Genomic DNA, 25,234 nt, shown 5'->3' with positions numbered 1-25,234 from the left:
GGTGTCATCGCAAGAAGGCCGCGGCGACACCGGCGTCCACGGGGATGTGCAGGCCCGTGGTGTGCGACATGTCTGGGCCAGTCAGCACGGCGGCTGCATTCGCGACGTGCTCGGGGAGAACCTCGCGCTTGAGGATGGTGCGCTGCGCGTAGAACTCGCCCAGGTTCTCCTCTTCGATGCCGTAGGTCTTGGCGCGGTTGGCACCCCAACCCGAGCTGAAGATTCCGGAACCGCGGACCACGCCATCGGGGTTGATGCCATTGACCTTGATGCCGAACGCCCCCAGCTCGACGGCAAGCAGGCGTACCTGGTGAGCCTGGTCGGCCTTGGTTGCCGAGTACGCGACGTTGTTGGGGCCGGCGAAGACGGCGTTTTTGGACGCGATGTAGATGATATCGCCGCCCATGTCCTGGTCGATCATGGCGCGTGCGGCTGCTTGCGAGACCAGGAACGAGCCCTTGGCCATCACGTTGTGCTGCAGATCCCAGTCTGCCTCGGTGGTGTCGAGCAGCGGTTTGCTGAGGGACAACCCAGCGTTGTTGACCACCAGGTCCACACCGCCGAAGGCAAGGATGGCCTCGTTCATGGCACGGGTGACGGCCTCGCCGTCCGCGACGTTGATCTGGACGCCGATCGCGACGTCAGTGTTGCCGAGTTCCGCCGCGGCCTCCTTGGCCTTCTCAAGGTCAAGATCGGCGATGACGACGCAGGCACCCTCGGCGGCCAGGCGAGTGGCGATCGCCTTGCCAATTCCCGATGCCGCACCGGTGACCAATGCCACTCGCGTGGCGTGTGACTTGGGCTTGGGCATGCGCTGCAGCTTGGCCTCTTCGAGGGCCCAGTACTCGATGTTGAACTTCTCGTCGTCGCCAATGGGGGAGTAGGTCGACAACGATTCGGCGCCGCGCATCACGTTGATGGCGTTGATGTAGAACTCGCCTGCAACACGGGCGGTCTGCTTGTTCGCGCCAAAGCTAAACATGCCGACGCCCGGAATAAGGACGATGAGCGGGTCAGCACCTCGGATGGCGGGGGATGAGTCCGTGGCATGCGCGTCGTAGTAGGCCTGGTAGTCCGCACGGTAGTCGGTGTGGAGCTCCTTGAGGCGGGTAATCGAATCCTCGACCGATGCGTCGGATGGCAGATCCAGCACCATCGGCTTGACCTTGGTGCGCAGGAAGTGGTCGGGGCAACTGGTGCCGAGGGCAGCGAGGCGCGGGTGCTCGGACGATGCGAGGAAGTCGAGGACCTCGGGGGCGTCCGTGAAGTGGCCGACCATGGGACGGTCGACAGACGCGAGCCCGCGAATGGTGGGGGCGAGCGCGGCAGCCTTGGCCGTGCGAGCATCGGCGTCGAGGGCGGCGTAGCCGTCCAGTGCCTCACCGAAGGGATCCGCCTTGCCGTTCTCCGCGATGTAGGCGGCAGCCGTGTCGATGATGCGCAGCGAATTGGACTCGGCCTCGTCGGACGTATCGCCCCACGCGGTGATGCCGTGGCCACCAAGGATGCAGCCGATGGCCTGCGGGTTGGCTTCCTTGATCTCGGCGATGTCGAGGCCCAGCTGGAAGCCGGGGCGGCGCCAGGGCACCCACACCACGGAGTCGCCAAAGATCTTCGCAGTCAGGGCCTCACCGTCGGCGGAGGTCGCGATCGCGATGCCAGAGTCGGGGTGGAGGTGGTCCACGTGCGCAGCATCGACCAGGCCGTGCATGGCGGTGTCGATGGACGGCGCGGCGCCACCCTTGCCGTGGGCGCAATAGTCAAAGGCCGCGACCATCTCGTCCTCGCGGTCGACGCCGGGGTAGACGCCCACGAGCGCACGCAGGCGGTCAAGACGAAGGACGGCGAGGCCGGCCTCCTTGAGCGTGCCGAGGTCTCCACCAGAGCCCTTGACCCACATGAGCTCTACCTGTTCGCCCGTGACGGGATCCGTCTCGGTGCCCTTCGCGGAGGTGTTGCCGCCCGCGTAGTTCGTGTTCTTGGGGTCGGCGCCCAGGCGGTTGGAGCGGGCGATGAGGTCTGCTGCGGTGCTTGAAGTCACGGAGGATTCCTTAGTTGTGTGTTGTAAGAAGATTGCGAGTGGGTGCTTACGCGCCCCAGCTGGCCTGGACTCCGCCTACGCGGTCCTCGGCGATCTGCTGGCCGTAGCCGCTGGCCAGGTAGGCGGCCATCGGGTCGCCGGGAAGGCCGCGAGACTCGCGGTACTCAGCAAGCGGGCCACGAACGTCGGTGTAGAAGGCGTCCATCATGAGCGAGTTGGCGGCGAGCACGTCGCCGGAGCGCTGCGCGGCGTCGAGCGCCTCGCGGTCCACGAGTAGTGCGCGCGCCGTCATCTCCTGGACGTTGAGAACGCTGCGGATCTGGCCGGGGATCTTGTCCTCGATGTTGTGACACTGGTCGAGCATGAAGGCGGTGTCGCCCTCGGAGCCGTAGCCGCCGCCGCGGATCACCTCGAAGATGATGCGGAACAGTTGAAATGGGTCGGCGGCGCCGACGATCAGGTCGTCGTCGGCGTAGAAGCGCGAGTTGAAGTCGAACGAGCCGAGCTTGCCCAGGCGCAGCAGCTGCATCACGATGAACTCGATGTTGGTGCTGGGGGCGTGGTGGCCGGTGTCAAGGCAGACCGATGCGCGGTCGCCCAGGGCGAGGCACTGCACCAGGCTGGTTCCCCAGTCGGGAACGTCCATGTGATAGAACGCGGGCTCAAAGATCTTGTACTCGAGGACCAGGCGCTGGTCGTCTCCGATGCGCGCGTAGATCTGCTGCAGCGAGTCGGCGAGGCGGTCCTGGCGGCCGCGCATGTCGTCCTGGCCAGGGTAGTTGGTGCCGTCGGCGAGCCAGATCTTCAGGTCGCGCGAACCGGTCTTGTCCATGACATCGATGCACTCGAAGTGGTGGTCGATCGCCTTTTGGCGGATCGCTGAATCGGAATGGGTCAGCGAGCCCAGCTTGTAGTCGTCATCCTGGAAGGTGTTCGAGTTAATGGTGCCCAGCGCGACCCCGAGTCCCTGCGCGTGGTTCGACAGGGCGGCGTAGTCATCGACCTTGTCCCAAGGGATGTGCAGCGCGACTGAGGGGGACAGGCCCGTGTGCTTGTGTACCTGCGCGGCGTCGGAGATCTTCTCGAAAGGATCGCGCGGGCCACCCGGCTGGGTGAATACTTTGAAGCGGGTTCCGGAGTTACCGAAGGCCCAGGAGGGCAGTTCGATGGCCTGCTCGTCAAGCCTGGAGGCGATCGAGTCGAAGCTAGTCACGGTATTTCCTGTCTAAAGAAGTAAGAGTGGTGGAGCGCCCCGAGGGGCGCATGCCCGACCGGCAACCAGGGGAGGGGCCAGCCGGGCATGCGAGGCGGCGACTAGAAGTCGAAGTCGCCGATGTTGTCTGCGTTGAACACGTACGGGGTGCCGAGCAGCACGGTGCCGTCTGCGTCAACGGTGTACGAGCCGAGCTTGCCGGCCTCGAAGGAGTCGCCTTCGGCGCCGGTGATGGTGCCCTCGATGAGCGCCTTGTTGGCGTAGGCAGCGAGGTAGCCGAGGTCGGCCGGGTTCCACAGTGCGAATGCGGTGCAGGTGCCGTCCTCAACGTACGAACGCATCTGGTTTGGGGTACCGAGTCCGGTGATCGCGACCTTGCCCTTTGACTCAGACGTGGAGAGGTAACGAGCAGCAGCGGTGATACCGACAGTGGTGGGCGAAACGATGCCCTTGAGCTCGGGGTAGGTCTGCAGCAGTGCTGCCGTCTTGTCGAACGAGGTCTGGTCGTCATCGTCGCCGTAGACAACGTCCACGAGCTCGATGTTCGGGTGGTCAGCAGCGAGGATCGTCTTCATGGTCTCGATCCAGGCGTTCTGGTTGGTCGCGTTGGCGGTGGCGGACAGAATTGCAATCTGGCCCTCGTCGCCAATCTGCTCGGCGATCATGTCGACCTGAACTTGAGCAATGCCGTCTGACGTCGCCTGGTTGATGAACAAGTCGCGGCAGTCGGGGTTGGTATCAGAGTCGAACGTGACAACCTTGACGCCAGCGTCACGTGCATCGTTCAGAGCCGAGCAAATCGCCTCGGGGTCGTTTGCGGAGACCGCGATGCCGCCAACACCCTGCTGGGTGAGCGTGTTGATGTAGCTGACCTGAGCATCGGGCGACGCCTCGGCGGGCCCGACCTCGGCGTAAGTGCCGCCGAACTCGTTGATGGCCTCCTCGCCACCAGCATCGGACGTGTCGAAGTAGGCGTTGCCGAGGTTCTTGGGTAGGAATGTGATCGCGAGGTTGGCGTCGCTGGTCATCGCGTCGTCACTGCTGCTGGAAGCCGCGGGGCTGGTGCCGGCGTCGGGGGACTCGGTGGTGTCGTCAGAGCTGCTGGAGCAGCCGGCCATGACGAGGGCCGCCGTGACCGCGAGAGCGGCAAAGGCACCCTTCTTGGACTGCATAGAAAACATCATTGTGATCCCTTACTTGTTGTTCGATGGGGTGTCATCGGGTTGGGTGATGGCGGGCGGCTCGGCAGCCTGGGATGCAGAGCCGGACCCCCTCTTCCCTCGTGAGCGAGCCCATTTGGAGCGCGCCCAAGCGAAGAAACTTGGCGACACCACGGAGAACACGAGCAGTGTTCCCGTGATGATGTTGATGACGTCAGACGTCACGTTGGCAAGGCGAAGTGCGCTGGCAAGTGTGCCGATCAGCAGCACGCCGGCGATGACGCCGTGGAGTGCTCCCCGGCCGCCAAAGATGGAAACGCCTCCGAGGAGAACCGCGGCGATAACTCCAAGCTCCATGCCGGTGGCGTTGTCGCCGCGGGCGCTGCCGTAGCGAAGCGTGTAGTAGACGCCGGCGAGCGCCGCGAGGATGCCACTCAGGATGAAGAGCTTCATCTTGGTGCGCTCGACGCGCACGCCGGAGAACCGTGCGGCCTCTGACGACTGGCCGATTGCGAATACGCCGCGACCGAACGGGGTGGCGTGGAGGAGTAGGGCGAACAGCGCCAGCAGCACCACGAAGATCACCATGATCGACGGGATGGGAGTGCCGGGGATGGTCGAGGTCGCGAGGTCGGACCAGGTCTCCGGGAAACCCGTGACCGCGGTAGTGCCGAGGAAGCCGACCGCGAGGCCGCGGAATAGGGCCAAGGTACCGATGGTGACGGCCAGCGAGGGCAGTCCCACCACAGTGATCAGGAAGCCGTTGATGAAGCCGGCGATGGCGCCGACCACGAGGCTGATCAGGATGCAGAAGGGAATGGGAATCCCCGCCTGGTAGGTGATGCCAAACATCACGCTCGACAGGCCCACGACGCTCGCCACTGACAAGTCGATCTCACCGGTGATGATGATCATGGTCATTGGCAGCGCGATGAATAGGATCGCCGCGACGTCGAGCAGCAGGTACGTGATGGTGATGGGGGCGGAGAAGTTGGGGACCATGATGGCCGCGACGATGTAGACCGCGATGAGTGCGGCCACGACGGCCATCTCGCGGGTGAGGAGCACGCGGCGCCACAGTGGCTGCGCGTAGTCGTTGTACGTGCGAGGCGCGGTCTTTTCGATGGTGGCGTTAGACATTTTGCGCCTCCTTCTGCTCAGCCTCGGTATCTCGCAGTTCCACGAGTTTTCGTTCCTGTCTGTTCGCGGCGAGCTTGTCGAGCACGATTGCGCCGATGATGAGGGCGCCAACCACGGCGCGTTGCCAGAAGTCCTGGACGCCCAGGACGGGGAGTGCCCGGTTGATGGTGAGAAGTAAGAACGCGCCGATCGCGGCGCCAAACACGCTGCCCGAGCCTCCGAAGATAGCCACGCCACCGATCACGGCGGCACCCACGGCCTCGAGCTCGAGACCTGAGCCCACCTGCGAGTTCACGGTTCCGTAGCGGGCGGCGTACAGCACTCCCGCCAGGCCCGCGAGGGCACCGGACATAATGAAGGCCGCGAGGATGCGCTTCTTGACCTTGAGGCCGTATAGGTTGGCGGCATCGGGGTCGGATCCGATGGCGTACAGCTCACGGCCGCCGCGCTGGGTATACATGTAGAAGCCTGCGATCGCTAACACGATGAGCGCGATGATGGTGATCACGGGGATCTTCCACCACGAACTCGTGCCGAGTGCGAGGAAGCTTGAGGGCATGTCGGAGGCGTTGATACGGTCGCTACCGGTCCACAGCACGTTGATGCCGCGGAAGGCGTAGAGCGTTCCCAAGGTGATCACGAGCGACGGAACCTTCGCGAACGCCACCAGCGCACCATTGATCAGGCCCAGCAGCGCGCCGAACACGAGGCCGATGACGAACACGGTGGGCCACGGAAGCTGCGGGTAGTCGATGAAGACACGGCCGGTGAGGTAGGCGCTGAGGCCCACGACGGAGCCCACCGACAAGTCAACGTTGCGGGTGATGATCACGATGGCCTGGCCGACGGCCACGATCATCAGGATCGAGGGCGTCACGAGCAGGTCGCGAAAGCCATCGGAGGAGAACAGGAAGTTCGGGTTCTGGATGGTGGTGACTGCCACCACCAGGACGAAGGCCAGGAAGATGCCGAGCTCGCGGGCCTTGCCGATGCGGCCGAGCTTGGCGAGGATGTTCGACTCGGCGAGGATTGAGGTGGAGGAGATGCTCATTACGCAACCGCCTTCGAGTGGGTGGCGGCGAACATGACTGACTCAGGCGTTGCATCGGCGCGATCAATCTCGGCCGTAATGCGCCCCTCGTGGACCACCAGGACGCGGTCGGCCATGCCGAGCACCTCGGGCAGTTCGGAGGAAATCATGATGATGGCGAGCCCCTGTCCGGCTAGTCGCGACAGGTCGCGGTGAACTTCTGACTTGGTGCCGATGTCGATGCCGCGGGTGGGCTCGTCGACGATCAGCAGGCTGGGGTTGGTGGCCAGCCACTTGGCGAGCACCACCTTCTGCTGGTTGCCGCCGCTCAGGGTACCGACGGTGGTGTCGAGGGCGTTTGTCTTAACCTCGAGACGTCCTGCCCAGTGGCTCGCGGCACGGTTCTCTGCGGTGGGCCACAGCAGCCCGGCCTTGGTGAGCGTCTTGCGAATGGCGAGTGTGATGTTGCGCGACACGGAGGTGTCGAGGACGACGCCCTGCTTGCGGCGATCCTCCGGAACCAGCGCGATGCCTAGGTCCATGGCTTTCGCGGGGTCGTGCTTGCGCACGGACTTACCGTTGATCGTGACAGTGCCGGACTCGTAGTCGTCGACGCCGAAGATCGCCTGAGCGATCTCGCTGCGCCCGGCGCCTACCAGGCCCGCAAGCGCAACGATCTCCCCGGAACGCACGGAGAATGAGACGTCGTGGAAGACGCCAGGTTCCGTCAGGTTCTCCACCTTGAGCACCTCGTCGCCGATCTCGGCGGGCTCCTTGGGGAACAGGGTGGCAACCTCGCGGCCCACCATCTGGTGCACCATTTCCTCGACAGTGGTCTCGGCGATCGCGGAAGTGGCGACGTACTCTCCGTCGCGCATGACGGTGACGGTGTCGCAGAGCGCGAAGACCTCGTCGAAGCGGTGTGAAATGAATAGCAGCGCGCGTCCCTCGTCGCGGAGGCCGCGGGCCACCTTGAAGAGGCGGTCGACCTCGACGCCACTCAGTGCGGCGGTGGGCTCGTCCATGATCAGTACGCGAGCATCGAGCGAGATGGCCTTGGCGATCTCGATGATCTGCTGATCCGCGATCGACAGCCCGCGCGTGGGGCGGTCGGGGTCGATGTTGACCCCGAGCTGCGTGAAAAGGTCCTTAACAGTGGCACGCATGGCCTTGCGGTCAATCCGACCTAGCGAGCCAGTGGGCTGACGCCCCATGAAGATGTTCTCAGTGACCGACAGGTCAGGGAACAGGGTGGGCTCCTGGTAAATCACGGCGATGCCGGCGTCCTTGGATTGTGCGGTGTTGGAGAAATCGACGACGTCGCCCTGGTACTCAAAGACGCCGCTGTCGCGCTGGTAGAGACCCGCGATGATTTTGACGAGGGTGGACTTGCCTGCGCCGTTCTCGCCGATCAGCGCGTGGATGCTGCCCGGCAGCATGTCCAGCGAGGCGAATTTGAGGGCAACGACGGGCCCAAAGGACTTGGCGACGCCGTCGAGGCGTAGCGCGGGGCCTTGGGCGGAGCCAGGCTCAGAGGTTGTCGACATTGACGGTCCTTTTGTCTCAAATTGAATCGTTTCAACTTGTTAGAACTTTAGGTGTCAGTCGGCTATGCGTCAAGCCGAGCCGGGTAACGATTCCGTAATACCGCTGCATGCGCAATCCAATTGAGGCGTTGAAGATGGGGTGGTGGGCGGCGGCTACTGGGTGTCTAAGGTCGCGACCTGTTCCTCGAGATTGAATACTTCGCGAAGCAAGGGGGCGCTCTGGTCGGCCCGGCTTCCCTCCAAGGCCACGAAGAAGCGTTGTGCCTGTTCTTCCCACTCCTCGGTACGTGGATCTTCCGCAAGGCGGCGCGCTGATTCGACATCGTCATTGGTCTCGTAATAGCCCACCAGCAACCCGTCCTCGCGTAGGAACAGGGAGTAGTTGGTGCGACCAGAATCCTCGATCGCACGCAACATTGGGGGCCATACAGCCCGATGGAGTTCGACATACTCGTCGATCAGCTCGGGCCGGACCTGGAGTTGGAAGCAGATGCGCGTCATGGTCAACACCCTACGCTCGCAGCAGTATAAATGAATCGTCGTCAATTCTCGAACCATCCATTAGAGTGTGAAGGAACACAACACAGTGGAGCGTGGATAACGTGACAATCAGCCTCAAGGACGTGGCGGTGCGCGCCGGGGTGTCCTCGGGCACTGTCTCAAACGTGCTCAACCGACCTGACCGCGTCAAGGCGGCCACTGTCGAGCGCGTCAACCGTGCCATCGCCGACCTTGGCTACGTCCCCAACGCGGCAGCGCGCCAACTGCGCGCAGGTCAGAGCACGTCTCTCGGACTGATCGTCCTCGATGTCGGCAACCCGTTCTTTACGGACCTCGCAAAGGGAGCGGAACGCGCCGCCGCTGACGTGGGACTGAGCGTGCTACTGGCCAACAGTGATGAGTCCTCCGAGCGCGAGGACCGGTACCTGGACTTGTTCGAGACGCAGCGGGTTGCCGGCGTGCTGATCTCGCCCGTGAGCGACGACCTGCCGCGACTGCACCGGCTGCGTGCGCGAGGCATTCCCGTGGTGCTCGTCGACCGTGGAGCCACCGACAGCGACTTCCCTTCGGTATCGGTAGACGATGTTGCGGGAGGCCGTATTGCGACGGAGCACCTGATCGCCATCGGCCGCACCAAGATCGCCTTCGTAGGCGGCCCGCTCAGAATCAGGCAGGTGGCGGATCGGTATCGCGGAGCCTGCGATGCGGTCGAGGCCGCTGGCCGCGGCAGCGTCGAGTACATCGAGACGAGCGCCCTGACTCTCGCCGCAGGTCAGACTGCCGGCGCCCGCGTCGGAGCGGGAGTGCGCACCGGCCGCTTCGATGCCATCTTTGCCGCGAACGATTTGGTCGCTCTCGGTGTGCAACAGGCCCTCCTGAGCGGCCCGGAGCCGCTGAGCATTCCCCGCGACGTGGCGCTGGTCGGCTACGACGACATCAGCTTTGCGGCCGCCGCAGTGGTTCCCGTCACGTCCGTGCGCCAGCCTCGCGAGCTCATCGGTTCGACGGCGGTCGAACTTTTGCTCGGAGATATTGGTGAGGAGCGCGACAGTCAGCAGGTGGTGTTTCAGCCGGAGCTCGTGGTGCGCGAGTCAACGGCCGCAGCCGCAACATAGGGTGCCCTCGACAGGAGTCGAACCTGCGACCTTCGGTACCGGAGACCGGTGCTCTATCCGCTGAGCTACGAGGGCGTGACGCGGGCTTGCCGCCCCAGGAAGCTGACCTAGGTCAGCCTCGCATCCCAATAGTCACAGAACGGGTCGACGGGCGAGGTTCCCAGGAAGGGTGCCGCGCCGGTGAGGCAATTGACGACAGCCTCCACGGTCGCATCATTGGCGGCGTATGCGTTGACATACGTCTTGACACGAGGGACATCCTGCAGGTGGTACGGGTTGCCGAGCGACACGAACAGGGTAGGAATCGAGTGAGTGAAGCGCGGCAGGTTCGCCGCCGTCCAGAAGGTCCAATCTGGGCGAGCGGTGTGGAAATTCGAGGACGGCTGAATGTCGGCGACGTAGATCACCGCGTCGTAGCCCTCGAAGAGTTCGGCGCCCGTGACGGCACCAGCCTGGCCCACGGGGCGGAACATTGTTTCCTCGCGGGGCGGATCGACGTGCAACGTGGCAGTAAATCCGCGCTCATTGAGGGCATCCCGGAACTTCTCCGCGGGACCTGTTGACGGCATAGGACCGCCGCGAAGTGAGTAAAGCAGGACGCGCGGACGCTCACTTACGGAAAGTGGCAGTAGGCCTTCCTCACTCTTCACGAGCGTGATGGCGCGAGCCGCCTGCTCAGCGGCCCAGCCCTCGTGCTGACCGCGATTGACCTGGGCCAGTGAGTCAGGAACGAGGTCGGCCTGAGTCGAGGCGTGGTGCAGCCCAAGAGCGGCCTTGAGCGCGAGAACTCGGGTCACAGCCTCGTTGAGTCGCGCTGTTGAGACGATCCCCGCTGCGATTCCGGCACGTAGGTGCTCGAGGTCGGTGGCGTAGTCCTCAGTGAAGAGGAACATGTCGCAACCCGCGGCTATGGACTGCGGAACTGCCTGAGCACGGGGCATCGACATCTGCATTCCAGCCATGAGCGACGCGTCTGTCACGACGACGCCGGCGAAGCCAAGTCGGTCACGGAGCAGCTCGGTGGTGATCTCTGGAGCGAGGCTTGCGGGCAGAATGTCGTCGTCGGCGATGCCCGGACGCAGCGCCCTCGAGTAGCTGGGAAGGGCGATGTGGGCGGCCATGATGGTCAGCGCATCTGCTTCGATCATGCGGCGGTAGACGGCACCAAACGATGAGTCCCATTCGTCGGTCGACAACGTATTAACAGTGGTGACCAGGTGTTGGTCGCGATCGTCTACGCCATCGCCCGGCCAGTGTTTGACCGAAGCGGCGACGCCGTTGTCCTGCAGTCCCTTGACGAATGCCTCGCCCATGTCGGCAACGACACTCGCGTTGGATCCAAAGCCCCGCGTGAGGACAATGGGGTTGCGCCAGTTGAGTTGGATATCCACGATGGGTGAGAAGGCCCAGTTCACTCCCATGGCGCGACCCTGGACGGCGCAGACTTCGCCGATGCGGCGCGCACTCTCTGCGTCACCCGTAGCGGCTGCCTGGAGAGGAGAGCCCATGGATGTCTGGTCAAAGGCAACGCCGTGGGGGCCGGCTTCAAGGTTAGCCGCGATGAGCAGCGGGACGTCGGCCTTGCTCTGGAGATACGTGTTGAAGGAAACGACGTCGTGAGACATCGAGGGGCGCCGCATGTAGCCGCCGGGCTCCGCCACCGCGAAATCCGCGTCTGCCTGTGTGGTGGTGTCGGGGTCGGCAAGTAGGCAGAAGAGCTGACCCACGCGCCGGTCCCCATTTAAGGATGCGAGAGTGGAACGAACCCACTGCTGAGCCTCGTCGTCGAGGTGGAATGGTGCTCGGTCAAGGTGAACCCCGTGCAGCGCGTTGAGGTCGGGAAGGAGCGCCGCCGGTGTCTCAGTGACGTGCGCAAGGTCGGGCACCACAGCATCGGCCGCCAGAAGGGTGCCCGGCAAACCGATGCCGACAACCCTCATTCCTGCCGCGGTCGCCGCAGCCACCCCGGCATCGGCATCCTCGAAGACGACGCACTTTGCGGCATCGACTCCCAGTAGTTCGGCGGCAAGAAGGAAGACCTCTGGGTCGGGCTTGGTGCGCAGAATCTGATTGCCGTCGACGATGGCGTCGAAGAGTCCGACGATGCCGAGCCGCTCCAAGATAGTGAGGGCGTTGCGGCTCGCGCTTGCCAATGCGACGGGGACGCCGGCTTCACGCAGGTCCGTCAGCAATTGGAGTGCGCCCGGAAGCAGATCTGCAGTGGAGATGGACTCCAGTGACTTCACGTAGCGGTCGTTCTTCTGGTCCGCGAGCCTGCCCGCATCGACCGTGGAGGGGTCGATGCCGCCGGAGCGAAGCACGATCTCGAGCGCGTCTCCACGACCGACTCCCTTGAGTCCCTCGCCCGTGGCGGCGTCGAGCTCGAATCCCAGCTCTGCCGCGGTGTGGCGCCAGGCATTGAAGTGCAAGGGAGCGGTGTCGACAATCACGCCGTCAAGGTCGAAAATGGCGGCACTTGGTAGAGACATGGGGGTTGTCCTTTCAGCGGGACTGGGGGTGGGTGCCCGCCGTGAGGTCGAGCGAAAGTGGTGTTAAGCGCCGGACTGCAGTTCGGCTTCGCGTTGCGCCGCAAGGACTCGCTGGCGATCCGCGCGATGCCGTGCCTGCTTGATCGGGTGGGGAACTGGCGCTGCCATGAGGAGGCGCTGGGTATACGGGTGTTCCGGACACGCTGTCACTTGGTCGCACCCGCCCCACTCCACGATGTCGCCTTGGTAGAGCACAGCGACACGATGGCTGAGGTGACGGATTACCGCCAGGTCGTGCGACACAAAGAGATATGCGACGCCGGTGCGTTCCTGGATCTCGATAAAGAGGTCGAGAACACGGCGCTGATTGCTGAGGTCGAGGGCGGACACGGGCTCATCGCAAACGATCAGCGAGGGATCGAGAGTGAGCGCGCGTGCGACCGCGATGCGCTGACGCTGTCCGCCGGAGAACTCGTTGGGATAGCGCCCCAATGAGTCGGTGGGCAGGTGTACGGCATCGAGCATCGCGGCTACCTTGTCGAGGGCATCCCGTTTGCTCGTTCCGTTCGCTCGCAGAGGCTCGGTGAGCGTCTGCTCGATTGTCAGGTTGGGATTCATGGACGTGTAGGGGTCCTGAAATACCACCTGAATGTCGCGTGTGAGGCGTCGGCGCGCGGCCTTGTCGGCGTGGGTGATGTCCTCACCCTTGAACTTGATGCGTCCGCCGGTCACTGGCGCGAGGCCCAGAAGCGCGCGACCGAGCGTCGTCTTGCCCGACCCGGATTCGCCTACGAGGCCGACTGTTTCGCCGGCGGTGATGTCGAGCGAGACGCCGTGCAGGATCTCCGTGTCAGGCGAGCGAAAGCCTCGCCCTGGATAGGCGACACGCAGGTCTTCAACTGCCAACAATGGCTCGGTCATGACAGCACCCCATTCGTAGTCGTGGGCGAAGGCAGCTCACGGACGCTGGCGTCGTCGAGTATCGCGCCGAGCAACTCGCGCGTGTAAGGGTGTTGCGGGTGGTCAAAGACCGACTCCACGTCTCCGGTCTCGACGATCGATCCGTCCTGCATGACCGCGACTCGGTCGCAAATATCCGCGACGACGCCAAAGTTGTGAGTAACGATCACCATGGCCATACCAAACTCCGCCTGGAGGTCCCTGAGCAGGTCGAGAACCTCGGCCTGCACGGTCACGTCCAGTGCGGTTGTCGGCTCGTCCGCGATCAAGACGTCGGGTTCGGTCGCAATGGCGCCCGCGATGAGTACGCGCTGTGCCATGCCTCCCGACACCTGGTGAGGGTAGAGCCCCATCACGCGCTCGGGATTGGCGATACCGACCCGGTTGAGGAGTCGCAGCGCATTAGCGTTGGCCTCGGTCTTGGTCATCTTCGCGCACTTGCGCATCGGCTTGGTGAGCTGGGCGCCGATTGTGTAAGACGGATCGAGGTTAGACATCGGCTCCTGAGGGATGTACGCGACAGAGCGTCCGCGTTCATGTGCTCGCTCAGCCTGGGTCGTGACCTTGCCGGCCAACGCCACGCAACCCGCAGTAATTCGTCCACCACCAGGCAGTACATCGAGGATGGCGAAGGCTGTCTGAGTCTTGCCGGAGCCGGATTCGCCAACGAGGCCAAGGACCTCGCCAGGTGCGACATCGAAGCTGACGTTACGTACGACTACAGCCTGCTTCGCCTTGTCGTCGCCGTAGGCGACCTCAAGGTCGCGCACGCTCAGGGCTGTCCCCGCCGGAATCGTGTACACCGCGGGCGCTTGCTCGCTGGAGCGAGACCGGCGGGCACTGGATGACCGCTCCAGGACGTCACGCAGGGTGTTGGCGACGAGGGTGAGGGCCACAGAAATGAGTACTAGCGCGAGCGTGGGCCACGCCAGCAGCCAGGGTTGCCGGTAAATCGCCTGGAACCCGTCGTTCAGCATCCCTCCCCAGGTGATGAGCTTGGCGTCGCCCATTCCTAGGAACTCGAGGCCAGCCTGAATGCCGATGGCGACACCGGCAATTCCAGCCGCCTGAATGATGACGGGGGCGCGAACCACGGAGAGGATGTGTCGGCCGACAATGCGGACGTCGGACAATCCCGACGTGCGTGCGGCGTCAACGTAAAGCTCGTGGCGGACGCCTGCGACAGTGGCGAAGGTTAGCCGGTAGAACGCTGGTGACACGATCACTCCGAAGATCACCATCGCCCACCAAAGGTTGGGTCCGATGACCGAGCGTGCTGCAAGCAGCACGACCATCGACGGAAGTGCAAGGAAGAGCGACGCGCCGTAGCTGAAGACAGATTCGAACCAGCCACGGTAATAGCCGGCAATCAAACCAGTCGAGATCCCGATGGCCGCTGCGACCACGAGGGCGATCGCAGCACCGAGCATGCTGGAACGAGTGGCGATGATGAGCCTGCTGAGGACGTCGCGCCCCGAGGGGTCAGTGCCCAAGATGTGGTCGGGCCCAGGCGGCAGAAGGATCGCGTCCAGATGTGCCGTGTAGGCGTCGCCGGGCACAATCCACGGTCCAATGATCGCGACGATGACAAACAATGCAATCACTGCGAGAGCGACGGCGCCGAGTGGCTGGCGAAGAACGGATCGTAGAAGTGATGCGCGCCGGCGTGTGGCAACGCGAGGGGTTGGGGCAAGCGGAGCGGTCATGACAGGCGCACCTTCGGGTTGAGCCAAGCCTGCAATAGGTCGATCAGCAGGTTGAGAATGACGACGAGGACGACGGTGACCACAACAATGCCCATGATGACGGGGACGTCGCTACTCAGGGTTGAAGTAACAGTGAGTTTGCCGAGGCCGGGAATTGAGAACACCTGTTCGACAACGACTGCTCCACCTAACATCGCTACGAACATCAGGGCCAATACGTTCAGGGCGGGCCCCGATGCGTTGCGCAGCACGTGCTGATAGGTGATGGTCCGGGAGGAGAGGCCACGGCATTCGAGGGTGCGAACGTAGTCTTTGCGGCGCTCGTCCAGCATGGACCCACGGACCTGTTGGGTGACTCCGGCAACACCAGCGACGGCAAGCGCGGTGATGGGGAGCACGGCGGTCGATAGCCAGCCGGTGATCGACGTCGAAGGGTTGATGTAGCCGGTGGGCTCGAACCACCCGAGATTGATCGCGACGACCAGCACCAGCACCATGGCGATCAGGAATCCCGGCACGGCTGCGCCGACGAGCGATGCGACTTGGATGGTCCGGTCCACCCAGCCACCTCGTGAGGAGGCGAGCGAGCCGAGTACGACGGCGCCTATTCCGGACACAATCACGGCTGCGACGACGATGGTCAGGGTGACGGCTACGCGGCCGGAGAGCAGTTCAGTCACCGGAGCGCGGGATGCCCACGAGGTTCCAAAGTCCCCGGTGAGGGCGCCGCTGAGCCAGTCCCAGTAGCGATTGAGGAGCGGCTGGTCGAGACCGAGTTCAGTTGCCTTCGCGGCCACCTGTGCGTCGCTCGCGGTGGGCCCCAAGAGGTTGCGAGCGACGTCGCCGCCGCTCAAGTACAACAGGAAATAGGCGGCACTCGTGATGACGAACAGCAGGCTGATTCCTGCCAGTATGCGCCGCGCGATAAAGCGTCCCACGTCAGTCTCCAGTGTGGTGGTGAGTAGGAGTCTCTACTGAGGTGAGCTCCCACATGGGTAGTTGAGAAACCGTTTGGGGGGCACACCCCGCGCCCCCCAAACGACTTCTAGTTGGTGACCGGAACGATGTTCCAGAGGTAGGGGTACACGTTTCCGACCTGAGGCGTGACATCAGTCTCGGCGTCGGTGTAGAACGTGGTGATAGTGCGGTACCACGGGTTAAACCACGCCTGGTCGACGATGTACTTGTTCAACTCGGCCGCCGCAGCTGCGGAATCTGCATCGCTTCCCGTCTGAATGATCTCGCCATAGCCTGCGACTGCGTCGTCAGGCGTGTGGAACGAGTTCCAGGGTGCTCCCTGGCTCAGCTCGAGAGAGTAGGTCTCCCATGCAGTAGCCGGCTGCTCGAGGCGGAACGATGCCAGGGCAACGTTGCCTCCCAGCATGGTGGGGAAGTAGTCCTGGGGTGCGATGTCGGTGAAGTTAGCAGTGATGCCAACCTCGGCAAGCTGCTGGCCCACGAGGTCGAAAGTGGCCTGCGGGACAAAGCTCACGGTGGGGAAGTCGATGGTGAAACCGTCGGCGTAGCCAGCTTCCGCAAGCAGTGACTTGGCCTTCTCGGGGTCATACGGGTACGCGTATTCGAGCTCGGCGTCATATCCAGGCGTTTCTTTACCGAAGACCTGTGTAGTGACCTCGCCACGCCCGCCGGCCAGTCCCTGGAGGAGGCCCTCTTTGTCGATCGCAAAGTTGATCGACTGGCGTACTCGTACGTCGCCCATGGGCTCGGAAAGTTGACCGGTGCGGTCGAACAGGAGCAGGCCTTCCCAGTCCTGAGCGTATTCGTGTGCGGTGTAACCCGCGCCCTCAATCTGGTCAAACCCCTGGTAACCCGTGAAAAGTGCCGCGTCCAGCTGATCGCCCATGAGCGCGTTCTGCATAGAGACGGGGTCGTCGAATACCGTCATGGCGATCTCGTCATAGTGCTGGTAGTCGGAAGCCCAGTAGTCGGGGTTCGCATCGAAGATGTACGACGCGTCCACGACTGACGCGGCCTGGTCCAGCACGTACGGACCAGATCCCACGGGAGTGTCAGTGTCGAACGAGGCTGGGGACTGCTGATAGCCAGCAGCCCGCGACAGGTTGAGCAACAGTGCCGGGTCCGGCGCGCTGAGGGTGATGACAAGTGTGTGGGGATCCTTCGCGACAGCGTCGGAAACATTCGCTAGCCAGTTTGCGTTCTCGGCCGAGCCATCGCGGAATCGCAGGATGTTCTGCGCCGCAGCATCGGCGTTGAAGTCGGTGCCATCCGTGAATTTCACGTCATCACGAAGCTTCAACGTCAGTTCGGTCTTGCCCGAGTCGTATCCCCAGTCCGAGGCAAGCGCAGGCTCCAGCAGATTGTCCGGCGTGGCGCGCACGAGAGTGTCGTAAATCGCCTGGCCGTACGGGGCCTTGGTGGCAAAGGACATGTCCGCCGCCACGAAGCCACCTTGGCCAGGAGAGTCGACTACCCCGAGGTTCAGCAGAGGTGCCATTGCGGCGCCCGTCTCGGTGGAAGCTGTGGAACTCGAGGGCTCGGCGCCCGGGTCGTTGTCGGACGACGAGCATGCCGCCAAGGCCAGAACACCGACCGCAGTGACTGCCGTGGCGCGATATGAAAACTTCATTGTTCCCCAATCTCAGTATGAGTTCGCTGGACAGTTCGACCGGCGACCTAGGAAATGTAGCACGGAAACTGAAGGGGTGGTTAGTTTTCAATTACCTCGTCCCCAATGCGGGCCCTCGGGGTGCTAACGTGGCGCATTATGAGCGACACAACGGCAACCCGCGGAAGCTACGCGAAGACGGCAGATCGACGCCGGGACATCCTCGATGCTGCATTCGAGGTGTTCGCGGAGAGCGGCTATACCAACGGCTCACTGCGTACCGTCGCGGACAGGGTTGGGCTGAGCCAGGCGGGTATTCTGTTCCACTTCAAATCCAAGACCGGACTGCTGCAGGCAGTGCTCGATCTGCGGGACGAGAGGAGCCGCGAGTACTTCGCCACGGTCACCTCTCCCGGCATCGAGGCCCTTCGTGGATTCCTCGAGGTCGTGCGCATGAACTGTGAAGAACCAGGGATGATAGAGCTTTACGCGATCCTTGCTGCCGAGGGAACGGCGGAAGAGCACCCTGCCCATGAGTATTTCCGGGGACGCTACGACTGGATCGGGGCGCAGGCGCGCCAGTCCTTTATCGTGATGCGCGAAGAAGGCACGCTTCGCCCTGGCGTCGAGCCGGGTCACGCGGCGCGCTCAATGATGGCGATTGTTGACGGACTGCAGTTGCAGTGGCTCTATGGCCGGACCAAGTTCGACCTGGTGGCAGACGTGCGCACACACCTTCAGTCCCTCGTCACGGTCGCCCTTTAAGCCTCTTCCTTTTCCGGTGCTTGGCTGATAATTGGCAGCGAAATCGCACAAAAACTGAAAGGTTGTTAACCATGTCACAGGCTCGGAATGTGGTCGTCGATCAGGTACATGTAGGGCCACGTGGAGGCCCAGAGTTTCTGCCCACGCCTACCCCCATCCTGTCGTGGATGGTTGAGGCAGACGTCGATGGCTGGCGCCAGGGTGAGGTCGAGATGGAACTTGAGCGCGATGGTGCGACCATCTCGGAAAGGTTGTCAACACCTCGGTCGTCCGGCGTCACCTGGCCATTCGAGCCCCTCGATGATTTTGCGGACGCGCGGCTACGAGCGCGAGTGATCGGTGTTGATGGATCGACGAGTGAGTACTCGAGGTGGATTCCCGTCCGTACTGCCGCTCTGCAACCGCATTCGCTCGCGGCCAGGTTTGTCACAGCGCAGGACGCCCCCGCCGACGGTCCAGACCTCAAGGATCCGCGACCCACTTTCCGTGTCGCGACAGTAGTCGGAGTGCAGCAGGGCCTTCGGCGCGCAATACTCACCTCCACGGCACACGGCGTCTACGAGGCAGTGGTCAACGGTGCCGCCGCCTCCGATGAAGTGCTGGCTCCGGGGTGGACGGCTTATGGCCGCCGGCTGCTTACCCAAACAGCCGATGTCACATCACTGCTGCATGAGGGTGACAACGTTGTTGGTGCCGAGGTCGCCGAGGGTTGGTTTGGCGAGCGGATGGGCTTCGACGGTGTGTTTGCCAAGGGTTATGAGGGGCCGCTGTCTGTCTGGATGCAACTACGGCTCGAATACGAGGACGGCCGAATCGTTTGCATCGGTACCGATGAGACCTGGTCCGCGACCTGGTCGGGCCCGACCAGGTCGGCCTCCATCTACCAGGGAGAGCAGCGAGATGATCGCCTATGCGATCAGGGTCTGAGCAGCATTCGCGACGGGAAGCCAGCTCTGGAGGCAGCCGCCAGCGCGTGCGTCGTCGAGACCGATCAATCGGTTCTGCGTCCTGCGTCAGCTCCTCCGGTGAGACGAATCGAACGCATTGAGGTCGCCGAAGTCACCTGGCTCGATGGCACTGCTCGAATTGACTTTGGTCAGAACCTCGTGGGGTGGCTAGACGTGTCTGCCATCGTCCCAGAGGGCTCCACCGTCACGATCCGCCACGCGGAAGTGCTCGAGGAAGGCGAACTGGCCACTCGTCCACTACGTCACGCCTCGGCAACTGACTCCGTTATTGCCGGCTCGGCGGGAACAATCAACTTTGCACCCCGCTTCACCTTTCACGGCTTCCGCTACGCAGAGATCTCGGGGCTGGCTAGCGAGGATGCGTTGCGCTCAGTCACCGCTGTCGTGGTGCACACCGACATGACTAGGACCGGGCACTTCGAGTCGAGCGACCCACTCCTCAATCAGTTGCACTCAAACGTCGTCTGGGGCATGCGCGGCAACTTTCTGTCCATCCCGACTGATTGCCCCCAGCGTGACGAGCGCCTGGGTTGGACTGGCGACGTTCAGGTCTTTGCCCCTACGGCCACCTACCTCTACGATTCGTCCGCAATGCTCGAGTCATGGCTCGAAGATTTGGCGCTCGAGCAACAGCGGTTCAAAGGTGTCGTACCGTCGGTTGTCCCCATGTCGGTGGACGCGGGTCCCGTCTTGCCGGCGGCGGCGTGGGGGGATGCCGCAACGTTGGTGCCCGCAGCGCTCTTTGGGATGTTCGGCAACGACGCAGTGTTGCGGAGTTCGTACGACTCGATGGTCTCCTGGGTCGAGGTTGTTCTCGCCCAGGCCGATGACGCTGGGCTGTGGGAAGGCGGCTTCCAGTTCGGCGACTGGCTTGACCCCACCGCACCTCACTTCAATCCGGCCGACGCCAAGACCAAGCCGGAAATTGTCGCGTCGGCGTACCTCTTTCGTTCGCTGACAGTCGTGGCCGCGACGGCCGGCCGGCTAGGTGAGAAAGATGACCAGGCCCGTTTTGCGTCGCTTGCCCAGCGGACCAAGTCGGCATTCGTCGCTACCTACGTCACGGCCTCGGGTCGGATGACGTCCGATGCTCACACCGCGTACGCGATCGCCATCGATTTTGGCCTCCTCGATGGCGACGAGCGTCGTGAAAGCGCTGGCGCGCGCCTTGCCGAGCTCGTCGTGTCCCATGCCTACCGCATTCGCACGGGGTTTGTCGGGACGCCCGTGATCTGCGATGCGCTCACGTCCACCGGTCATCGCGACGTCGCCTACCGCCTCCTGCTTGAGACTGACTGCCCTTCATGGCTGTACCCCGTTACTCAGGGGGCGACCACCATTTGGGAGCGGTGGGACTCGTTGCTGCCCGATGGGTCAGTAAACCCGGGGGAGATGACCTCGTTCAATCACTATGCGCTGGGCGCGGTGGCAGATTGGATGCATCGCGAAATCGCTGGACTCGACGCGGCTCGCACCTGGCACGCGAGCTCGGACGCCGGCATCGCGAGGGTGCGATTCGCGCCACGCCCGGGAGGTGGCCTCAGTTCCGCGTCGGCATCCCTCGACACGTCAATCGGCCGCTTCGACGTGACCTGGAGGATTTCCGAAGACGTGCTATCCGTGGTGATGACGGTTCCCGCCAACGGTGAGTCATTGATCGACCTACCTGGTATGACGCCCGAGTCTGTGGGCAGCGGAACTCATCGGCGCGAAGTTGCGTGGTTGTCAGTCCCGTCCAACAGTGAGCGAATTACTCTTGACACGCCCCTGTCTGATCTGGTTGACGATCCCGCGGCGGCAGGTGCGCTCATGGGCGCATTTGCGCAGACAGGTTACTTCATCGGGCTCGGGTGGAGCGATGGCGGAAGGTGGCGCCCAGACTTCACGCTGCGCAACGGCTTGCCGATGATCAAGCGCGATCAATGGGAGATGCTGTCCCAGGTCCTTGGCGGTCTCAATGCCTCGCGAGGATTCGAGTCGGTCCCGGGGGAATGGGATCTCGGCTCGTAGGGGAAGACTGGACGGTGCCCTCGACAGGAGTCGAACCTGCGACCTTCGGTACCGGAAACCGGTGCTCTATCCGCTGAGCTACGAGGGCGTGACGCGGGCTTGCCGCGACAGTCGAGAATACCAGGGTGAGCGGAGGCCGCTGGCGCTGCCTTGAGGTACCGCTCGCAAAACTCGTATCAAAGTCGCGTGACATAGAAACCCTTTGCCAGCATCGTGCGTTGAGAAGGTATGGCCAAGAAGCGAACGCGCCGCAAGTTGTGGGCACTTACCCTGATCCCGGCGTGCGTACTCGTCGCTGCTTGCGCAGGAGAGGCGGGCGGAAGCAACGACATCCGCCATCAGGAGCCGGCAGATGCGGTAGGCGTCGTGACTTCTGTCTCGAAGGATGCGTCGACCGTCTCCGTGGGCTTCGCGGCGGACAAGGGCTACGAGTATTTTGACGGCACGACCTTTGACCTTGCGACTGCGGGCGGTCTCGAGGACCCAGACGGCCTCGCGGCGGACCCGAATAACCTGGCGGTGGGCGACCACATCGAGGTGTGGGTCAACGAGTGCGCGGAATCCCAGCCCGTTCAGTGTGCAGACCCAATCGCACGCATCGCCGTCGACTCGGGCGACTCATAGCCGAACAGCGGAAGACACGAGGCTATGCCAACGGCTCAGGGCAGGGCACACTGGTCTCATGAGCGACGATCGCGGGTGGAAGCGGTTCCCTCTGCGCGTGTATTCGAAGGGCGACGAGCCGGATCCTCGGTTTAGCCTCGCCAACGAACGCACGTTCCTGGCGTGGACCCGCACCGCCCTTGCTCTATTTGCCACCGGTGTGGCGCTCGAGGCGCTCGCCGTACCGATCAACCCCGTGCTGCGCCTGGTCGCCGCCAGCCTGTTTGTTGGCCTTGGTCTCCTTGCCACGGCCCAGGCCTGGTTCGGATGGGCGCGCACCGAGCAATCGCTACGCCAAGGGCGAGCGCTCCCGGGGCCGATGACCGGGCCAGTCCTCTCTATAGGCATCGCGATCGGCGTCGTGCTGATCGGTGCCGGGCTGCTGTGGTGACGTGCGGCGCCCGCAGACAGCCGCGCGCCTAGCGGAGTCGGTATGACCGAGGGATACCTCGACAAGCCGTTCGACGAGGGGCTGCAGCCCGAGCGGACGCTGCTGGCGTGGCGGCGCACCGCGCTGTCCTTTGGGCTCGCGTGCGCGGTATCCATCAAGGTGCTTTCGGGGCGTGGCGGAGTGGTGATCCTCGCCCTAGGCGTGATCGGCATGGCGCTCGCAGTGGCAACCTATGTTGCCTCCGCACGTAGATATCGCGGTGCGCACGCGGAACTCGTCGCAACGGGGTCCCTGCAGCCCTCGGGTCCGCCCGCCGCGGTTCTCACACTTGCAGTTCTTGCACTCGGCCTCGCCTGCGTGATCTACCTGGTCACCGACGCGCTTGCTCGCTAGCGGAGTCGTGTTTCAAAGTTGCGCGCGACAATAGGTTCATGACTCAACCCATGACCTTCACCCTCATCGGTGGCCCCACGGTCGCGTTTGACTATGCCGGGCTGCGCTTCCTCACAGATCCCACATTCGACGCGCCCGGCCCCAACGGGAATCTCGTCAAGCTGGAAGGACCTGCCGTACCCAGCGACAGCATCGGCCGTGTGGACGTCGTGTTGCTCTCTCATGACGAGCACGAGGACAACCTGGACGTGTCCGGACGCGCCATGCTGTCGGGCGCCGGCCTGGTCCTCACGACGCCCGAGGGCGGAAAGCGGCTGGACTTTGCGCAGGGGATGGCCCGCTGGGATTCGCTCTCCGTCGAGGGCGCCGATGCCGCGGTCACCATCACCGCCGTCGCGGCAAGGCACGGCACGAGTGCGGTCAAGCACCTGGCCGGACAGGTCACCGGATTTGTGTTGGAAGCCGATGGCTGGCCCACCGTCTACGTGTCGGGCGACAATGCGTCGGTTGCCAAGGCACGAAAGGTCTCCGAGCGCTTTCCCGACGTCGCGGTCGCCGTACTGTTCGCCGGGGGAGCGAAGGCCGCGAGCATCGGCGACGTGCTGTTGACGCTCGATGCAGAGCGCTCGGCCCAGGTGGCCGGGTTGTGGCCGTCTGCGAGCATCGTCCCCGTGCACATCGACGACTGGGCGCACTTCACCGAGCCCCGAGAAGCGTTCCTCGAGAACTTCGCGCACTTCAGCGACGGTGAGCGCCTGGCGGTCCTCGAGCGCGGCGTGCCCCGCGAGGTCGCGCCCCAGTAGCAAGGGGTGGGCTCGCGCTCCCGCCGCGGGTAGGGGGCGCACACGGGGGCGTGGGCGACGCGGATAGACTTACAGGGTGACTCCAGAAGAACTCTCCGAGACCATTCGTGCCGCCATTCTCAGCGGAATCGACGACAGCGACTTCCAGCTGTCCCCCTTCGACGTACCCGAGGTGCGTGTTGACCGCCCGCGCCAGCGCGAGCACGGCGACTGGGCCACAAACATCGCGATGCAGCTTGCCAAGCAGGCAGGCACCAACCCGCGCGAATTCGCGGAGACGCTGTGCGAGCGGTTGGCCGACGCGGACGGCATCGACTCGGCGGAGGTCGCAGGCCCCGGCTTCATCAACATTCGCCTCGCCGCGGGTGCGGCTGGCGAACTGGCCAAGGGCATCGTCGACTTTGGTGACGGCTATGGAAGTGGCGAGTCGCTGACAGGCAAGACCGTCAACATCGAGTTTGTCTCCGCAAATCCCACCGGCCCCATCCACCTGGGTGGCACGCGCTGGGCTGCGGTTGGCGACTCGATCGCCCGTCTGCTCGAGTTCCACGGCGCCGAGGTGGTGCGCGAGTACTACTTCAACGACCACGGCGGTCAGATCGACAACTTCGCCAAGTCGCTGCTTGCAGTGGTGCTGGGCGAGGACACTCCGGAGAACGGATACGCCGGTCAGTACATCCAGGACATCGCGAACGAGGTCATGCTCGAGGCCGCCGCCGCAGGCGACGTGGACCCCATCGAGTTGCCGCGCGACGAGGCGCAGGAATTCTTCCGCGACCGCGGAGTGCGCCTGATGTTTGCTCAGATCAAGCAGTCGCTGCATGACTTTGGCGTGGACTTCGATGTCTATTTCCACGAGGACTCGCTGCACAAGTCCGGCGCCGTGACCAAGGCGCTCGACCACCTGAAGACCACGGGCTCGCTCTACGAGGAGGAAGGTGCGTGGTGGCTGCGCTCCACCGACTACGGAGACGACAAGGACCGCGTGGTCATCAAGTCGGACGGGAAGCCCGCCTACATCGCCGGCGACCTCGCGTACTTCAGCGATAAGCGCCACCGTGGCGCCGACCTCTGCATCTACCTGCTGGGCGCGGATCACCACGGCTACATCGCGCGCCTGAAGGCCGCGGCGGCTGCGTTTGGAGACGATGCCGAGACCGTCGAGGTCATCATCGGCCAGATGGTTAACCTGGTGAGGGACGGCGCCCCCGTGCGCATGTCTAAGCGAGCTGGAACGGTCGTCACTATGGAGGACCTGGTCGAGGTGGTCGGAGTGGACGCCGCACGTTACGCGCTGGCCCGCTCGAGCGCGGACTCGACCATCGACATCGACCTCGACCTGCTCTCGTCAAAGTCCAACGCGAACCCCATCTTCTACGTCCAGTACGCGCACGCCCGCACCGCTGGCGTGGCCCGCAACGCCGCCGAGTACGGCATCTCCCGGGACAAGGCATTCGACCCGAGCCTGCTCACTCACGAGGCTGAGGCCAAGCTGCTGGGCATCCTTGGCGAGTTCCCCCGCATCGTCGCGCAGGCCGTTGAGTTCCGCGAGCAGCACCGCGTTGCCCGCTACCTCGAGGACGTCGCCTCGGCCTTCCACGGCTGGTACGACCGCACCCGCGTGACGCCCCTGGGCGACGAGGAGGTCACCGACCTCAACCACACGCGCCTATGGCTGAACGACGCGACCGGCGTCGTGCTGCGCAACGGCCTGCACCTGCTGGGCGTGAGCGCTCCGGAGAGGATGTAACC

At 63.8% G+C, this 25,234-nt stretch carries 20 protein-coding genes and 2 tRNA genes; 8 read left to right on the top strand and 14 right to left on the bottom strand.

Annotation, left to right across the window (positions count from 1 at the left end; translation table 11 throughout):
* Positions 1-4 precede the first annotated feature (4 nt).
* The 7 genes from AOP77_RS09590 to AOP77_RS09560 all read right to left on the bottom strand — a co-directional run bounded on the left by AOP77_RS09590 (position 5) and on the right by AOP77_RS09560 (position 8,632).
* Entirely contained in the window at positions 5-2,041 is a 2,037-nt protein-coding gene (locus AOP77_RS09590) for a bifunctional rhamnulose-1-phosphate aldolase/short-chain dehydrogenase (RefSeq protein WP_062212959.1), read from the bottom strand.
* 46 nt (positions 2,042-2,087) lie between these two features.
* Positions 2,088-3,254: an L-rhamnose isomerase gene (gene rhaI / locus AOP77_RS09585; RefSeq protein WP_062212956.1), complete on the bottom strand. Its 1,167-nt coding sequence runs from the start codon at positions 3,252-3,254 to the stop codon at positions 2,088-2,090.
* Between the two features lie 101 nt (positions 3,255-3,355).
* Positions 3,356-4,438 (bottom strand): rhamnose ABC transporter substrate-binding protein, encoded by a 1,083-nt coding sequence (rhaS, locus tag AOP77_RS09580; RefSeq protein WP_062212952.1) that lies wholly within the window; start codon positions 4,436-4,438, stop codon positions 3,356-3,358.
* Positions 4,439-4,447: 9 nt separating this feature from the next.
* Positions 4,448-5,554 carry an ABC transporter permease gene (locus tag AOP77_RS09575; RefSeq protein ID WP_062212949.1) on the bottom strand — a complete coding sequence of 369 codons (1,107 nt, stop codon included), beginning with the start codon at positions 5,552-5,554 and terminating at the stop codon, positions 4,448-4,450.
* Positions 5,547-6,605: an ABC transporter permease gene (locus AOP77_RS09570; RefSeq protein ID WP_062212944.1), complete on the bottom strand. Its 1,059-nt coding sequence runs from the start codon at positions 6,603-6,605 to the stop codon at positions 5,547-5,549. Before AOP77_RS09570 ends, AOP77_RS09575 begins: the two co-directional genes overlap by 8 nt.
* Positions 6,605-8,131 (bottom strand): sugar ABC transporter ATP-binding protein, encoded by a 1,527-nt coding sequence (locus tag AOP77_RS09565; protein WP_062212941.1) that lies wholly within the window; start codon positions 8,129-8,131, stop codon positions 6,605-6,607. Before AOP77_RS09565 ends, AOP77_RS09570 begins: the two co-directional genes overlap by 1 nt.
* Positions 8,132-8,284: 153 nt before the next feature.
* Positions 8,285-8,632 carry an L-rhamnose mutarotase gene (locus AOP77_RS09560; protein ID WP_062212938.1) on the bottom strand — a complete coding sequence of 116 codons (348 nt, stop codon included), beginning with the start codon at positions 8,630-8,632 and terminating at the stop codon, positions 8,285-8,287.
* Positions 8,633-8,724: 92 nt separating this feature from the next.
* Between AOP77_RS09560 and AOP77_RS09555 the strand changes: the two genes are divergently transcribed.
* Positions 8,725-9,747 carry a LacI family DNA-binding transcriptional regulator gene (locus tag AOP77_RS09555; RefSeq protein ID WP_369345409.1) on the top strand — a complete coding sequence of 341 codons (1,023 nt, stop codon included), beginning with the start codon at positions 8,725-8,727 and terminating at the stop codon, positions 9,745-9,747.
* Between the two features lie 2 nt (positions 9,748-9,749).
* On the opposite strand, the gene AOP77_RS09550 is transcribed toward AOP77_RS09555, so the two are convergent.
* The 6 genes from AOP77_RS09550 to AOP77_RS09525 all read right to left on the bottom strand — a co-directional run bounded on the left by AOP77_RS09550 (position 9,750) and on the right by AOP77_RS09525 (position 17,510).
* Positions 9,750-9,822 (bottom strand) — tRNA-Arg (locus tag AOP77_RS09550).
* 32 nt (positions 9,823-9,854) lie between these two features.
* Positions 9,855-12,236 (bottom strand): beta-phosphoglucomutase, encoded by a 2,382-nt coding sequence (gene pgmB, locus AOP77_RS12460; protein WP_062212935.1) that lies wholly within the window; start codon positions 12,234-12,236, stop codon positions 9,855-9,857.
* 63 nt (positions 12,237-12,299) lie between these two features.
* Positions 12,300-13,157, bottom strand: coding sequence for an ATP-binding cassette domain-containing protein (locus AOP77_RS09540; protein WP_062212932.1), 858 nt, complete (start codon positions 13,155-13,157; stop codon positions 12,300-12,302).
* A complete protein-coding gene (locus AOP77_RS09535) occupies positions 13,154-14,902 on the bottom strand; it encodes a dipeptide/oligopeptide/nickel ABC transporter permease/ATP-binding protein (protein WP_062212929.1) in 1,749 nt (582 codons plus the stop codon). The genes AOP77_RS09540 and AOP77_RS09535 overlap by 4 nt, the downstream gene beginning before the upstream one ends.
* Positions 14,899-15,840: an ABC transporter permease gene (locus tag AOP77_RS09530; protein WP_062212926.1), complete on the bottom strand. Its 942-nt coding sequence runs from the start codon at positions 15,838-15,840 to the stop codon at positions 14,899-14,901. The genes AOP77_RS09535 and AOP77_RS09530 overlap by 4 nt, the downstream gene beginning before the upstream one ends.
* Before the next feature lie 107 nt (positions 15,841-15,947).
* A complete protein-coding gene (locus AOP77_RS09525) occupies positions 15,948-17,510 on the bottom strand; it encodes an ABC transporter substrate-binding protein (RefSeq protein ID WP_062212923.1) in 1,563 nt (520 codons plus the stop codon).
* Between the two features lie 138 nt (positions 17,511-17,648).
* Here AOP77_RS09525 and AOP77_RS09520 point away from each other — a divergent pair, with 138 nt between their 5' ends.
* Positions 17,649-18,254 (top strand): TetR/AcrR family transcriptional regulator, encoded by a 606-nt coding sequence (locus AOP77_RS09520; protein WP_062212920.1) that lies wholly within the window; start codon positions 17,649-17,651, stop codon positions 18,252-18,254.
* Between the two features lie 71 nt (positions 18,255-18,325).
* The gene (locus tag AOP77_RS09515; RefSeq protein ID WP_084622522.1) at positions 18,326-21,232 is read left to right on the top strand and encodes an alpha-L-rhamnosidase; all 2,907 of its coding nucleotides are present in this window, start codon (positions 18,326-18,328) and stop codon (positions 21,230-21,232) included.
* Between the two features lie 15 nt (positions 21,233-21,247).
* On the opposite strand, the gene AOP77_RS09510 is transcribed toward AOP77_RS09515, so the two are convergent.
* Positions 21,248-21,320: transfer RNA gene (locus tag AOP77_RS09510), tRNA-Arg, on the bottom strand.
* Positions 21,321-21,460: 140 nt separating this feature from the next.
* Between AOP77_RS09510 and AOP77_RS09505 the strand changes: the two genes are divergently transcribed.
* The 5 genes from AOP77_RS09505 to argS all read left to right on the top strand — a co-directional run bounded on the left by AOP77_RS09505 (position 21,461) and on the right by argS (position 25,232).
* The gene (locus AOP77_RS09505; protein ID WP_062212914.1) at positions 21,461-21,856 is read left to right on the top strand and encodes a hypothetical protein; all 396 of its coding nucleotides are present in this window, start codon (positions 21,461-21,463) and stop codon (positions 21,854-21,856) included.
* Between the two features lie 58 nt (positions 21,857-21,914).
* Positions 21,915-22,286, top strand: coding sequence for a YidH family protein (locus AOP77_RS09500; RefSeq protein WP_062212911.1), 372 nt, complete (start codon positions 21,915-21,917; stop codon positions 22,284-22,286).
* 42 nt (positions 22,287-22,328) lie between these two features.
* The gene (locus AOP77_RS09495; protein WP_062212908.1) at positions 22,329-22,679 is read left to right on the top strand and encodes a DUF202 domain-containing protein; all 351 of its coding nucleotides are present in this window, start codon (positions 22,329-22,331) and stop codon (positions 22,677-22,679) included.
* Between the two features lie 38 nt (positions 22,680-22,717).
* A complete protein-coding gene (locus tag AOP77_RS09490) occupies positions 22,718-23,482 on the top strand; it encodes an MBL fold metallo-hydrolase (RefSeq protein ID WP_062212905.1) in 765 nt (254 codons plus the stop codon).
* 76 nt (positions 23,483-23,558) lie between these two features.
* Complete coding sequence (gene argS / locus AOP77_RS09485; protein WP_062212902.1) at positions 23,559-25,232, top strand: arginine--tRNA ligase; 1,674 nt, start codon at positions 23,559-23,561, stop codon at positions 25,230-25,232.
* Positions 25,233-25,234 lie beyond the last annotated feature (2 nt).

The organism is Demequina oxidasica, from assembly GCF_000975115.1.
In the GTDB taxonomy this organism is placed as follows: Bacteria; Actinomycetota; Actinomycetes; order Actinomycetales; family Demequinaceae; genus Demequina; species Demequina oxidasica.
Note: the sequence above shows the minus strand (reverse complement) of the source record. Positions and strands in the feature narration are given on the sequence as shown.